Raw genomic sequence first — 14,693 nt, 5'->3', positions numbered from 1 at the left:
TCAGAATATGCTGGATGATATTGAGAAAGTTTTGTATAGTGAAGAGGATCTTCAGAAAATTGTACAGAGAGTCGGCAAACAGATCAGTGAGGATTATCAGAACAAGAATTTGCTTTTGGTAAGCGTTTTAAAAGGCTCTGTCGTGTTTATGGCAGACCTGATGCGTGCAATTACCGTACCCTGTGAGGTCGATTTCATGTCGGTTTCCAGCTATGGCTCAGGCACCAAGACTTCCGGCGTTGTCAAAATCACAAAAGACCTTGATATCAATCTGGAAGGATATGACCTTTTGGTCGTTGAGGATATCCTTGACAGCGGGATGACATTGTCTTATATTTTAGAGATGATGCGTGACCGTAAACCGAACAGCATTAAGCTTTGCACGTTATTTGATAAACCGGAACGCCGAACCGTAAATGTACAGGCTGATTATGTGGGCGGAATCGTTCCGGATGAGTTCATTGTAGGATATGGACTTGACTATGCTCAAAAATATCGCAACCTTCCTTTTGTGGGCATTTTAAAGCCGAAAGTATACGGCGGTTAAGGAGTTGATTAAAACTTGAATAATAAAAAGGGCATGCGCAACCTGATCCTTGTGGTTTGTATCCCGATTATTCTGATGATTGTAATCGCTTCGGTTTATGGAAATAATACGACGAAAACATACGATTATTCAGATATTGTTGGATATTTTAAATCGGAACAGGTAGAGGAATATTCGCTGGATTACGGTACCGGCCAACTGGTATTGAAGCTCAACGACAAAGACAATACCACTATTAATTATGTAGTAGCGAATGTCATTACTTTTTATCAGAAAATTGATCCGATGGTTGAAAAATACAATGCGGATCATACGGATGCTCCTATGGTGGAGAAGCATATCCGTGCCCGTGAGGTAAGCTGGCTTTCTACTTTGGCGCCAATGCTGATCGCAATTGTTGGTATGGCGGTCATCTACTATTTCTTCTTCAGAAAACTCAGCGCCGGAATGGGCGAGCCGGGCAAACAGATGAATTTCGGCAAAGCCAAGGTCAAAAAGATGTCTGACGAAAAGAGGAAGACGACTTTTGCAGATGTTGCCGGTGCCGATGAGGAAAAAGAAGAGCTTTCTGAAATTGTAGAGTTTCTTAAGAATCCTCAAAAATATAATGAACTGGGCGCAAGAATTCCGAAAGGCGTTCTGTTAGTGGGGCCTCCCGGTACCGGTAAAACATTGCTGGCACGGGCAGTCGCCGGAGAAGCGGGTGTCCCATTTTTCTCAATTTCCGGTTCTGATTTTGTTGAGATGTTTGTCGGTGTCGGTGCGTCACGTGTGCGTGACTTGTTCGAACAGGCTAAGAAAAACAGTCCCTGCATTATTTTTATTGATGAAATTGATGCGGTCGGTCGTCAGCGCGGCGCCGGACTTGGCGGCGGGCACGATGAGCGTGAACAGACGCTGAATCAGTTGTTGGTCGAGATGGACGGCTTCGGTGCAAATGAAGGCGTCATTATGATTGCGGCGACGAACCGCCCGGATATTCTGGATCCAGCTTTGATGCGTCCGGGCCGTTTTGACCGCCAGGTGACGGTTGGATATCCGGATATTAAGGGCAGAGAAGCAATCCTTCATGTTCACGCCCGCGGAAAACCTTTGGCGCCGGATGTGGATCTGAGAACGATTGCAGGTTCAACCGCTGGATTTACCGGCGCAGATTTGGAAAACCTTTTGAACGAAGCCGCTCTGCTTTCCGCTAGGAAAGGTCTCAAAGCAATTACAATGTTAGAGATCGAAGAGGCTACGATTAAAGTCATGATGGGCACGGAAAAGAAGAGCCATATCATGAGTGATAAAGAAAAGAAACTGACAGCTTATCATGAAGGCGGGCATGCGGTGGCAACCTATTATTGCCCAACGCAGGATCCGGTTCATCAGATTTCCATTATTCCACGCGGAATGGCCGGTGGCTATACAATGTCAATCCCGACAGAAGACCGTTCCTACAAGACGAAAAAAGAAATGAAGGAAGATCTGGTCGTACTTTTAGGCGGCCGTGTTGCAGAAGCAATTACGCTGGACGATATTTCCACGGGAGCTTCTAACGATATTGAACGTGCGACAAAGCTTGCTCGTGCTATGATCACAAAGTACGGCATGACGGAAGCTTTGGGCCCCATCACCTATGGGCAGGATCAGGGCGAACCATTCCTTGGCCGGGATATGGGTCATATTCGGGATTATTCCGAAGCGACTGCGTCGGCGATCGATAAAGAGATTCGCAGTATCATGAATGATGCTTACACCAGAACGCATGAAATTTTGGAGCAGCATCTCGGTCAGCTGCATGATGTCGCAGTCTTTCTGTTTAAACATGAAAAGATGAGCGGAGAAGAGTTCCGCCTAGTAATGGAAGGAAAAATGCAGGAACTTCCTTCAGATGATACGAATGCTTTGCCACCGGATGGGAAAAATTCTCAGAAGCCGGAACAACAGTCGGAAAAATCTTCTGAAGAGACTTCAAAAGCGGATTCTGAATCGGAAAACGCACAGGAAAATTCGAGTGATCAAAAGCCGGATTCTCCTCAGAACCCCTCAGCTGAATAATTTGAAAGGGGAATGAACAAAATCATTCTCCTTCTTTTTTTGAAAAATTCCCGTTGGAAAAAATTTCAGGGATTCCCTGTTTAAAAAGGGAAGAAGGAGGAAAAATGGCGAGAAAAGCAGCTTATAATAATGAAAGCATCTCAATGCTCAAAGGAGCTGACCGCGTACGTCTACGCCCCGCGGTCATTTTCGGCTCTGATGGGATAGAGGGATGCGAACATTCGATTTTTGAAATTTTATCGAATTCAATTGATGAAGCCCGTGAGGGATATGGCCGCGAAATTACGGTGACCCGTTATGAGGATGATTCCGTTGAGGTGGAAGACCATGGCCGTGGAATTCCCGTGGATTTTAACCATAAGGAACAGCGCTATAACTGGGAGCTCGTTTTCTGTGAAATGTATGCAGGCGGAAAATATAATAATGATGCCGATTCGAGTTATGAATATTCATTGGGGCTAAATGGTCTCGGCCTTTGTGCAACACAGTATTCCAGCGAATATATGGATGTGGAAATTCATACAGGTGAGACCAAATATACACTTCATTTTGAACATGGCGAAAACGTCGGCGGACTTCACCAGGAGCCTTCTAAATCGAAAAGCGGGACAAGGATTCATTGGAAGCCGGACCTGCAGGTCTTTACCGATATTGCAGTGCCGGTAGAATACTATCAAGACATTTTAAAACGTCAGGCAATCGTCAATGATGGAATCCAGTTTGTTTTAAAGAATCAGGCGGAAAATGGTTTTGAAACTGAGGAGTTTCAGTATGAAAATGGAATTTTCGACCATGTAAAGGAAGTCGCCGGAGAGGATGCTCTCACTGCGGTGCAGTTCTGGCAAACAGAGAAAAAAGTTCGGGATCGCGCCGATAAGCCGGAATATAAAGTAAAAATCAATGTGGCGGTCACTTTTTCCAACCGGAATAAAATGCTGGAATATTATCACAATTCCAGTTGGTTGGAGCATGGCGGCGCACCTGATAAAGCGGCGCATAATGCTTTTGTTTATCAGATTGACGCTTATTTAAAACAAAATAACAAATATAATAAAAATGAGAGCCGAATTGCGTTTCAGGATGTAGAAGACTGTTTAATCCTTTGTATTTCCTCTTTTTCTAATCGGACATCTTACGAAAATCAGACAAAAAAGGCAATTACCAACAAGGGAATCCAAGAGGCTATGACAGAAATGCTGCGGCATCAGTTGGAAATCTACTTTATTGAAAATCCACTGGATGCGGAAAAGATTGCTAATCAGGTGCTGATCAATAAGCGCAGCAGAGAAGATGCAGAAAAGACACGTTTGAATCTTAAAAAGCGGCTGACCTCCACGATGGATCTTACCAATCGAGTGGCAAAATTCGTTGACTGCCGCAGTAAAGATGTTTCAGAACGTGAGATCTTTATTGTGGAAGGCGATTCTGCTTTGGGTGCCTGCAAACAGGCGCGAGATCCGGATTTTCAAGCGATCATGCCGATTCGCGGCAAAATTTTGAACTGCCTCAAGGCGGACTATGATAAAATTTTCAAGAGCGATATTATTACGGATTTGGTCAAGGTGCTTGGCTGCGGCGTACAGGTAAAATCCAAGGCAAATAAAGAAATTTCTTCCTTCGAGATGGACAACCTGCGCTGGAATAAGATTATTCTTTGTACCGATGCAGATGTGGATGGATTCCAAATTCGCACCTTGCTTTTAACGATGCTTTATCGTCTGACTCCGCAGCTTATTACTGCCGGAAAAGTTTTTATTGCAGAATCCCCTCTTTATGAAATTCGCTGCAAGGACGAGACGTACTTTGCTTATGATGATCCCGAAAAGGACCGCATTACAAAGAGGCTTGCCGGGCAAAAATTTACATTGCAGCGCAGCAAAGGACTGGGAGAAAATGAGCCGGATATGATGAACCTGACTACAATGAACCCCAAGACCAGAAGGCTGATTAAGGTGATGCCGGCTGATGCTAAAAAGACGGACGAAGTCTTTAACTTGCTTTTAGGAGATAACCTTTCGGGAAGAAAAGAACATATTGCGGCTCATGGGGCAGAATATATGCAGGACGCAGATGTTTCCTAATCGGAAATCTTTTTGGAAAGGAGGATATGAAGAATGCCAAAGAAAAGAAGAGCAGCTGCGGCGGTAAAATCAATGGTGCATGGCGTTATTGAAGGCGCCGGACAGGTGCAGGAACAGCCGATTGTAGATACGCTGGAAAAAAATTATATGCCGTATGCTGTCAGTGTGATTATGTCCCGTGCAATTCCAGAGATCGATGGGTTTAAGCCCAGCCACCGGAAACTGCTTTATACCATGTATAAAAAGGGCCTTTTAACCGGTCCCCTGACAAAGAGCGCTAACATCGTCGGAGAAACGATGAAGCTCAATCCGCATGGCGATGCCGCAATTTATGATACCATGGTGCGTTTGTCCCGTGGCTACGAAGCCTTGCTCCACCCGTATGTGGAGTCAAAGGGGAACTTCGGAAAATTTTATTCCAGAGATATGGCATGGGCGGCTTCCCGATATACGGAGGCAAAGCTTGCGCCCATCTGCACAGAACTTTTTAGTGATATTGATAAAGATACGGTGGATTTTGTACCAAACTACGATAATACGATGGCAGAGCCGACTTTGCTGCCGGCGAGATTTCCATCTGTTTTGGTCAATGCAAACACCGGAATTGCTGTTGGTATGGCAAGTAATGTTTGTTCCTTTAATTTAAAGGAAGTCTGTGAGACGACAATTGCACGAATTCAGAATCCAAAGCATGATGTTTTATCGACTCTGCAGGCACCGGATTTTCCAGGTGGCGGACAGATCCTTTATGACCGCCGACAGATGGAAGAAGTTTATCGTACGGGGCGCGGAAGTATCCGGGTTCGCTCCCGTTATAGTTATGATGAAACCGCCAACTGTATTGATATTACGCAGATTCCGCCAACCACCACTGTCGAGGCGATTGTCGAAAAAGTAATTGACCTTGTAAAACAGGGAAAAGCAAAAGAAATTTCGGATATCCGCGATGAAACAGGCCTTGCGGGCTTAAAAATCACGATCGATCTCAAAAGAGGGACCGATCCGACAAAGCTGATGACGAAGCTCTTTCACATGACGCCTTTGGAGGACAGCTTTTCCTGCAATTTTAATATTCTGGTAGACGGAGCCCCAAAAGTGATGGGAGTCGGAGAAATTTTGGACGCATGGACAAAATTTCGTATTAATTGTGTGCGCCGCCGAACGGAGTATGACCTACAAAAAAGGATGGATAAACTCCACTTGTTGATGGGTTTACAGGCGATTCTGCTTGATATTGACAAAGCAATTAAGATTGTTCGTGAGACGGAAGAAGAAAGCGAAGTCGTCCCAAATCTGATGATTGGCTTTGGAATTGATGAGACGCAAGCTGAATATGTAGCAGAAATTAAGCTCCGTCATCTCAACAGGGAATTTATCCTCAAAAGGACAGACGAAATCGGGGAACTTCAAAAACAAATTGCCCAATTGAATGCAATTCTTGACAGTGATCATAGAATCAAAGCGGTCATTATTAAGGAACTAAAAAATGTTGTCGACTTATACGGTCAGCCTCGGCGCAGTATTCTGCTTTATGCAGATCAAATTGAAGAAGAGTCGGAAGAGGAAGAAATCCCGGATTATCCAGTCAATCTATTTTTCACAAAGGATGGATATTTCAAAAAGATCACTCCACAGTCCTTGCGAATGAGCAATGATCAAAAGCTAAAAGAGGGAGATATAGTCCTCGAACATATAGAATCCACCAATAACAGCGACCTTTTGTTCTTTACCGATCGGTGTCAGGTATATAAAGCGAAAACCAACGACTTTTCTGATACAAAAGCCAGTGTTCTGGGCGATTATATTCCTGCCAAGTTACAGATGGATGAAGGGGAAAATGTCATGTTCATGGTGGCTACAAAAGATTATCAGGGAAATTTGATATTCTTCTTTGAAAATGGAAAAGCTGCAAAAGTAGAGCTTCCTTCTTATGAGACAAAAACGAACCGTAAAAAACTCGTCAATGCCTATAGCGATAAATCTCCGCTTGTTAAAATGTTCTGTTTGTCAGAAGATATTGAAATCCTCCTGACTTCTACGCAGGGAAGAATGCTTTTGGTGCATACAGGTGCAGTCCCTGTAAAGACGACCCGGTCAACGCAGGGGGTGCAGATGATGACGCTGCGGCGCAGCGCTAAACTGCAGAAAGCAGAAGTCTTTATAGAATCTTCTGGAATGCTGAAAAATCCGCAGCGCTATCGAAAAACGATTCCGGCAATCGGCAGTCTGCCCTCAAAAGAAGAACTTTCCGGGGAACAGCTGACCTTTTAAAAATAAAATGAGCCGCAGAAAAGTGGAAGATCACAGTTCTGCGGCTCCGGCCCTATCGTGCAAACGCGAAAAAACAATTGGGTCGTATCCGTAGTATTTGTCCTAGAAGCACAGTCTATACAAAAATCATTTACTTTTAAGAAAATTCGTAAAATGGTGGAAAGACTTGCAAAGTAAAAAAGATTATGGTATTATAAACTATAACTGAGTCGTTCAGTATTAAAATTGTTTTATTTTAAAATGAAGATATGAAGTCGGAGGATCATTATGACTGGATTTGAGATTGCTTTCGGAATTGTTTTGTTGGTATTTTCTGTTGCAATTATTTTTGTGGTTCTTCTGCAGGAAGGACATGATCAGAATACAGGAGTTATCAATGGCGGTGCAGATACGTTCCTTAGTAGAAATCGTGCTCGAACCGTAGATGTGTTCCTTTCACGCTGGACAAAAATTATCGCGGTTGGATTTTTTATCGTGGTAATTGCGATTAATGCAACTATGTATTTCTATAAGGGTTAAGAGAAAATAAAAGCCCCGCTTATGGAAAAGCGGGGCTTTTTATGTATAAAATTAGGGTAGAATAGATAAAAAGCGTTGCATCCGGCAATGAGATGCTGCGTACAAACAGGAAAAATCCTGTCTTGGAGGAATAATATGATCGATGATATTAAAAACGAAATCTTAAAGTGTCTAAAAGATACTTCTGGAGGAATCGCTTCCCGTGATCTAATGCGGCAAATGGGAATCACAGAAAAATACAGCGAGATTTTTTATCAGGCAGTGAATCAGCTTCGGCATGATGATTTAGTCAGCGTAAACCGGAACCATATTTTGTCGCTTCGTCATCAAGAGGAGCAACATAATATTCCGGCGACGATTGTCTCGCTTTCGAGAGGCTTTGCCTTTGCGCGCCCGGACGATGGCGGAGATGATATGTTTTTGCGCGCAGAAGATCTGCATGACGCATTTTTGGGAGACCACGTAGAACTTGGAAATATTAAGCAGTCCATAAAAGGGCCTAGCTGCGAAGTGATGAAAATTACGGAAAAGGCGGAACCCGTTGTGAACGGTTCTATCGTGCAGGGAGAAATTTCTGCAGAACTCAATCCTGATGCGGCAATTCGTTTTAATGTGCCCATTGAAGACTTCTTTCACAGTGGTGCAAAGATCGGTGATAAGGTGCAGTGTGTTATTCGCCGTCTGCCGCATTCTTCCCGCTTTATGGCAAAGGTTACAAAGGTATATGGCCGCGCGGACTGCGCAAAAATTTGTGCAGATTCGATTTTAGACCAGAATTCTGTCCGAATCCCCTTCCCGGAAGAAGTGAAAAGGGAAGCATTGGCCATGAAAAATCGAAAAATTACGCCGGAAGAGCTTTCTGGGCGTTCTGATTTTCGTGACTGGCCGATCTGTACGATTGACAGCGCAAGTGCAAAAGATTTGGACGATGCCGTTTCCTGCGTAAAAATTCCGGAAGGATATCGTTTGGGCGTGCATATTGCAGACGTTTCTCACTATGTGCGCGAAGGCTCTGCTCTGGATCAAGAAGCGGCGCTGCGGGCGACCAGCGTTTACCTCCCTGATCGAGTGGTTCCCATGCTGCCGGAAGAAATCAGCAATGGAGTCTGCTCGCTGAATGCGGGAACCGATAAGCTGACTTTTTCGGCGGTTATGGATATCAACCCCGAAGGAGAAATCGTTCATTATGAGTTCCATAAGTCGGTCATCGACAGCAAAGTACGTGGCGTTTATACAGAGGTCAACGCCCTTTTTGATGGAACCGCCGATGAAGCTTTAAAAGAAAAATATGCGCCGGTCAGAGAAAGTCTGGAATGTGGTCGGGAACTTGCTGATATTTTGCGGGAGCGTGCAAAGCGTGCAGGCAACTTTGACTTAGATACCAGTGAGTCTGAATTTGTGTTGGATGAAAATGGTCTTTGTATTGATGTTATGCCTCGTCACAGCGGCACTTCTGAGAAAATGATTGAGCAGCTCATGATTGCTGCGAATCAGGCGGCGGCAAAGCTGGCAAAAGCAAAAAAGCTTCCGTTTGTATATCGTGTACATGAGCAGCCGGACCCTGACCGAATTGATACTTTGGCAGAACTGGTTGGAGCTTTAGGCCTTTCTGCAAAGAGTCTCAAACACACAGGCGATGTAACAACGAAAGATTTTGCAGCAATTATGGCACAGGCTCAAGGAACGCCGGCCGAAAAGATCGTTTCCCATCAGCTGTTGCGTACAATGGCAAAAGCGAGATATGATGTCTCTCCAGTGGGACATTTTGGCTTGGCTTTAGCAGATTACTGCCACTTTACTTCACCGATCCGCCGCTATCCGGATACGTCAATCCATCGCATTTTAACGGCTTTTCTTAGTGGAGAAGACCACGATACGATCGTAAAGAAATATAGCGATTTTGCGGTTGCTTCCGCCAAACAGTCCAGTAGAATGGAAATTAAAGCCATGACCAGCGAACGTGACGCGGATGACTGCTATGCTGCAGAATATATGAAGCAGCATCTCGGAGAAGAGTTTGATGCAATTATCAGTGGCTGCACGATGAGGGGAATCTTTGTAGAATTGCCCAATACGGTAGAAGGCTTTGTTCCCAGCATCAGTTTTGAGGGAAAACATTTTGAATTTGACGGAATGGTTTCTCAAGTGGATGTGACAACACACGAAAAGCTGTCTATCGGAGATCCAATTCGTGTAAAAGCTGCTGCTGCAGATATTTCCAGTGGAAGAATTGATTTTGTTCCGGCTTGATTTCTTTTTTAAAAAATAAGAAAGTATGTCCCATACCCTGCATATCTATGTAAAAGAGAGGGGGGTATGGGACATTGATTTTTTTAATGACTTTGATTGGTTCCATTCTAGTGGCAGCGCTTCTGCTGGAATGGGGAAATGCAAAAAAACCTTTGCTGCGTGCGTTTATCAATGCAATTTGGGGAATGCTTGCGCTGGCGGTCGTGAATCTAACCGGAATGATGACCGGGGTGACCCTCCCGCTTTCACCAGTTGTAATCGGGGTAAGTGCTTTTGCAAGTTTTCCAGGCGTTATTACTTTATTGCTGCTGCAACTGATCTTTGGAATTTAAACCATGTGAAGAACTTTTATAGGATTATCTAGCATATAATGTGCAAGCAAATGTCTGCGCTCTAAATAGAAAGAGAGAGGATTAAAAAGGGGCGCCCAAAGAATTGTAAAATCCTTTGGGCGCCCCTTTATGTTTATTTTTTCAATAAGTCAGCGGCTAAATCTGTATCACCGGAAACAAGCGCAAGAAGCATGCGATATACTCGTTCTGGTGAGCGGTGAAAATTGCGTTTCACCATTTCGGCTTGTCGGTGATCAGCAAGAAGCAGGGTAAAACTCATCAGGTCGGAAGTTCCGCCCGAAATATGGCAGCAAACTTCATAACCTTTTTCGAGCTTGTGAACTTCTACTTTATTTTCTCGTTCATTGCGGGAAAATGCTAAAAGTTCTGTAGCAGCGGCTACTGCTTTTTCCCGTACTGCTGTAGGTAAAGCAGTATCGAGCTGACGTGCAATGCCGACTGCAGAAGGCCCTGCAGAATAATTTCCAGCTTTATCACAGAGCAGAATCCCTTTTTCAGTCAGACCAGACAGAGCGTCATTCAGTTCAAAATAATTTGCAAGCCCGGCCCCTTGAAGGCTTCCTAATATTTCCTGCTGAGAAAGCGGAGAATTGACCGAAGTTAATAAATAGCATAAAAGAATTCGGATTTCTTCCTGACTTCTCAGTCCGCCGAGTTCTATCCCGGCCGTAAAGGCATCATAAGGCATTGGGCTCATCCCCCCGTTCCATTTCTATTTTAGCACAAAGACAAGGAAATACGCAACGAAAATGAGAAGTTAACTTTTCTTTTTTGAAGAGAAATTGGATGAGGATTGTGCGACCTTTAAAATTTCTTTTTGCTGCTTTGCAGAAGAAATCCGATACAGTGCGATGAGCTCTCTCTCTTCAGACGAAAGTTCCGTTATTTTTTTGATTTCTTCTTTTGCAAATGGTTTCTGACTTCCGGGATCTGCTACCTGTGAAGGAATGGACTCAGAGTCCAAAAATGCTGACAGCGGAACATTCAAAATTCGCGAAATCTGATGCAGCATATGAATGCTGGGCGAAGTCTTTCCGGTCTCATAATAAGTATAAGTGCTCCGGTCTATTTCTAAGACGCGCGCCATTTGTTCCTGCGTAAAGCCGTTTTCGCGGCGAAATTGGCGCAGAGTCAAAGAAAAATGATTGAGATAATGGTTGGTGGGCAATATAATTCCCCTTTCTTTAGAAGGAATTTAGCCAGACGGATTTTTTCTGATAGGAAGGGACTTGACGAAGGGCGAAAATTCCGCTATACTAATTTAGTCTTATGCATGCTACTGTGGCTCAGTTGGTAGAGTAGCTGATTCGTAATCAGCAGGTCATCGGTTCGAGTCCGATCAGTAGCTCCAAACTTGAAACCGCATGGAAGGTCGCTTAGGTGGCTTCTATGCGGTTTTTTCTCATCATGAAGCATTATAGACTATTAAATTTAGTTTATCACTTTTTTATATAAAAATAAAATAATAAATATTTATGGGACTATAAACACAATTTATATAGATATAGGAGGCGCTAAAATGCTGGATATTCGAATGGAGACTTTTTTAACGGTCTGCGAATTTATGAATTACACAAAAGCAGCACAGAAATTGAATATTACCCAGCCGGCGGTTTCCTATCACATTCATACTCTGGAACAAGAGTATGAAATGAAATTGTTTGATTTAAAAGACAAAAAATGCGTTTTAACACCTGCCGGACAAGCTGTTCGTTCTGTTGCATTGACCATGAAACATCATGATTCTTTGCTGCGTATGGCTCTTCAGCGAATGACAAAAAACGAAGAACATATCGTAATTGGGGCAACTTTGACGATTGGGATTTATCTGATTCCTGATATCATTGCGGATTTTTTGAGGGATAACCCATTTACGCAAATTCGACTGGTTATAGCGGATACACAGGAATTATTTAAAAAACTTGATGCACAGGAAATTAATTTTGCTTTTGTGGAAGGGTTTGTTCCCCAGAATGAATATGAAACAAGAGTTTATAGCAGAGAACCTTTTATCGGAGTTTGTGCAGCCGATTATCCTTTGCATTGCTCTTGTTGCTATTTGGAAGATCTTTTGGAAGAACGTCTTTTATTGAGAGAGCAGGGTTCTGGCAGCCGAAGACTTTTAGAGAAATGTTTGCAACGCCGAAATCTTCAGATATCGGATTTTCATTCTCAAATGGAAATTAATAATTTGGATGCTTTAAAACATCTGACTGAACGAGGTTGTGGGATTACCTTTCTGTTTGAACGGGCAGTTGAAGAAGAACTGCAAAGGGGAACCCTAAAAAAGATTCCGATTAAAGATTTTTCTATTGCACATGATTTTACATTTCTTTGGGAAAAAGATAGTGCTTTTTCTGGGTGCTATGAATCTTTTTTTCAAATAGCCTTAAACCATAAAAATAAAAAGCCATAGGATTTTTTAGGAGAGTAGGGAAATCCTTGTAAAGAGACTTTTTCAAAGGAGGAGATTAGAATGAGCCGTTCGGAACATACTGGGAAATTGCTGACTACTTTAAAAAATATAATCTTTTTTATATTGAGTGGCATTATTTATTCAATCAGCGTACGTGTCTTTACAGCACCGAACCAGATCGCTCCCGGTGGACTGACTGGTGTTTCTACGATGCTTAATTATATATTTGGCTCGCCGATAGGCGCGATGATCATGTTGCTTAATTTGCCTGTTTTTATCTGGGGCATTTTTGAAATTGGATATAAGTTGGTTTCCAGAACAATTTTTGCAACCCTGTGCTCGTCTATTGCGATTGACTTGATTGGATTTGTCATACCGCCTTATTATGGAAATCCGCTTCTCGCAGCAATTTATGGAGGAGTATTGGAGGGAATTTCACTTTCCCTTGTTTTAGGGCGAGGCGGTACAACCGGCGGTACGGATATGATTGCAAAGCTTTTAGCCCGCCATTTTCGTCATCTGAGCATCGGCAATTTGATGATGGCGATAGACGGCGTGGTTATCTTAGTTTCCGCGATTGTTTATCAGAGCCTTGAAAGTGCACTCTATGCGGCAATTGCCGTTTTCGTTTCGACCCGTGTGATTGATGCACTGCTTTATGGCAGTGATGGGCGTGCGGGCAAACTGATCTTTATTATATCCAAAAGAAGTGACGAGATTGCCAAAAGAGTTTTACATGAATTAGACCGGGGAGTTACTGAGATTCATTCTCGCGGAGCATACAGTGAACAAGAGCAGATGACTCTTTTATGTGCGGTAAGCCGGACGGAAGTTTATAAGGTGACGGATATCGTTCGGGAATTGGACAAAAATGCGTTTATGATTATTGGAGATGTAGGACAGATTAACGGAGAAGGATTTTATATTCCCAAAAAAGAAGATAAAACACTTCCGGAGCTTTTGAATTCTCACAGAAAAAGAAGAGAAAATCGAAAATTAAAGCAGGATTCAGCTGATAGCCCCAAAAATGAACAGTAATTTTTATTTAAAAGATATTTTTTGGACAAAATAAAAAAATTGTCTCTTTATTCATACTGAATAAAAACGTATGATAGAAATAGTCATTTTTGGTTTGATGAGAACGGGCAGATATAAGGGGAGGCGGGATCCCGATGAGGCAGTCTAAGGGAGTACTGCGCATGATCGTTGAGACTACAGTTAGAAAAGCATTGAATGATTTAGAAAAAGATCCGGAACGTACCATTCGCAATTTGGTAGAAATCGCGCATGGATTTTCTAAAGGAGAATTTCAGAAAAACTTTTTTCAAATTGTACAGTCTATGTTAGAAAACGAAGACAGTGCTTATTATCTTTTGGTAAAGAATTTAGTATATTACGTAGACCACGAAACACTGCTTACATTCGGAATGAATCTAGGCTATAATGGCTGTGCCAATGGCTCTAAAAAGATGCGCCAAACAGAAGAGAAATATGGAGTCCACGTTCCATGGTCGATGTGCTTCTGCATGGAAGAGGGGGATGCCTCTTTCCCGATTGAGCAAAGCTATGAGATTATTGAACAGGGAAAGACATGGGGAGCCTATACGTATTTCTTTTTCAGCTGTGACAAACATTTAGAGGAAATCTCTCAATTAGTTGAATCGGAGCCGGATTGTGCTTTTTTAATTTTTATAGAACCTCAAAAAGGGAAGGAAGCACAGGAAAGATTTGGGCAAATGCATAATCTGATGATTTTTGTGCGTGGAGATTGTCCAGATTCCATCGAAACAGCTAAATATTTAGTGGAAAATAAAATGTTAGTGGGAGCGTACCACCTATATTCAAGTGACCAAATTTCAGAAATTGAGACAGGCGCATGGTTAAAAGAAATTTCTTCTTCCGGAGCTGCTATGGCTTTTTTGGCCGCAGAAGGGGACTGCAGCCAAGAAGAAAGAAAAGAAGTTTGGAGCTATATCAGAAAAACGCGATTTTACCAGGATTATCCTATCATTCCGGTGGAATTTTCTATGGATATGATCACGATTGATCAGGCATTTTCCCCTGATACCTGTTCCTTACATTTTTCTCCTTCCGGACAAGTAACTTTGTACGATAAAAATGGAACACGAAACTTAGGACTGTATTCGTATGGGACCCCTTTGCAGCAGATTTTAGGTGGAAATATGCAGGAAGCTGCAAATATTTGATAAAAT

General features: G+C 42.9%; 12 protein-coding genes and 1 tRNA gene. 11 read left to right on the top strand and 2 right to left on the bottom strand.

The window, feature by feature from the left end; translation table 11 throughout:
* Positions 1-7 precede the first annotated feature (7 nt).
* The 7 genes from hpt (at position 8) to ACVS9P_RS09770 (ending at position 10,043) form a co-directional block, all read left to right on the top strand.
* Complete coding sequence (gene hpt / locus ACVS9P_RS09800; protein ID WP_452104701.1) at positions 8-547, top strand: hypoxanthine phosphoribosyltransferase; 540 nt, start codon at positions 8-10, stop codon at positions 545-547.
* Positions 548-580: 33 nt separating this feature from the next.
* The gene (gene ftsH / locus ACVS9P_RS09795) at positions 581-2,590 is read left to right on the top strand and encodes an ATP-dependent zinc metalloprotease FtsH (RefSeq protein WP_452104700.1); all 2,010 of its coding nucleotides are present in this window, start codon (positions 581-583) and stop codon (positions 2,588-2,590) included.
* Between the two features lie 104 nt (positions 2,591-2,694).
* A complete protein-coding gene (locus ACVS9P_RS09790) occupies positions 2,695-4,671 on the top strand; it encodes a DNA gyrase/topoisomerase IV subunit B (RefSeq protein ID WP_452103357.1) in 1,977 nt (658 codons plus the stop codon).
* 33 nt (positions 4,672-4,704) lie between these two features.
* Positions 4,705-6,942 (top strand): DNA gyrase subunit A, encoded by a 2,238-nt coding sequence (locus tag ACVS9P_RS09785; protein ID WP_452103356.1) that lies wholly within the window; start codon positions 4,705-4,707, stop codon positions 6,940-6,942.
* Positions 6,943-7,209: 267 nt separating this feature from the next.
* Positions 7,210-7,461, top strand: a complete 252-nt coding sequence (gene secG, locus ACVS9P_RS09780; protein WP_452103355.1) for a preprotein translocase subunit SecG — start codon at positions 7,210-7,212, stop codon at positions 7,459-7,461.
* Positions 7,462-7,596: 135 nt separating this feature from the next.
* The gene (rnr, locus tag ACVS9P_RS09775; RefSeq protein ID WP_452103354.1) at positions 7,597-9,711 is read left to right on the top strand and encodes a ribonuclease R; all 2,115 of its coding nucleotides are present in this window, start codon (positions 7,597-7,599) and stop codon (positions 9,709-9,711) included.
* Positions 9,712-9,785: 74 nt separating this feature from the next.
* Positions 9,786-10,043: a pro-sigmaK processing inhibitor BofA family protein gene (locus ACVS9P_RS09770; protein WP_452103353.1), complete on the top strand. Its 258-nt coding sequence runs from the start codon at positions 9,786-9,788 to the stop codon at positions 10,041-10,043.
* Positions 10,044-10,176: 133 nt separating this feature from the next.
* Here ACVS9P_RS09770 and ACVS9P_RS09765 read toward each other — a convergent pair whose 3' ends face one another.
* Both ACVS9P_RS09765 and ACVS9P_RS09760 read right to left on the bottom strand, forming a co-directional pair.
* Positions 10,177-10,752: a DUF4364 family protein gene (locus ACVS9P_RS09765; RefSeq protein ID WP_452103352.1), complete on the bottom strand. Its 576-nt coding sequence runs from the start codon at positions 10,750-10,752 to the stop codon at positions 10,177-10,179.
* A gap of 69 nt (positions 10,753-10,821) precedes the next feature.
* Positions 10,822-11,232 (bottom strand): helix-turn-helix domain-containing protein, encoded by a 411-nt coding sequence (locus ACVS9P_RS09760; protein WP_452103351.1) that lies wholly within the window; start codon positions 11,230-11,232, stop codon positions 10,822-10,824.
* A gap of 107 nt (positions 11,233-11,339) precedes the next feature.
* On the opposite strand from ACVS9P_RS09760, the gene ACVS9P_RS09755 reads away from it, so the two are divergent.
* From ACVS9P_RS09755 to ACVS9P_RS09740, 4 genes are all read left to right on the top strand, one after another.
* Positions 11,340-11,415: transfer RNA gene (locus ACVS9P_RS09755), tRNA-Thr, on the top strand.
* 168 nt (positions 11,416-11,583) lie between these two features.
* Positions 11,584-12,480, top strand: a complete 897-nt coding sequence (locus ACVS9P_RS09750; protein WP_452103350.1) for a LysR substrate-binding domain-containing protein — start codon at positions 11,584-11,586, stop codon at positions 12,478-12,480.
* A gap of 60 nt (positions 12,481-12,540) precedes the next feature.
* Entirely contained in the window at positions 12,541-13,518 is a 978-nt protein-coding gene (locus tag ACVS9P_RS09745) for a YitT family protein (RefSeq protein ID WP_452103349.1), read from the top strand.
* A 134-nt stretch (positions 13,519-13,652) separates the two neighbouring features.
* Positions 13,653-14,687 (top strand): hypothetical protein, encoded by a 1,035-nt coding sequence (locus tag ACVS9P_RS09740; protein ID WP_452103348.1) that lies wholly within the window; start codon positions 13,653-13,655, stop codon positions 14,685-14,687.
* Positions 14,688-14,693 lie beyond the last annotated feature (6 nt).

It is taken from the genome of Caproicibacterium sp. NSD3 (assembly GCF_053613275.1).
This window is presented reverse-complemented; position numbering and strand designations above follow the sequence as displayed.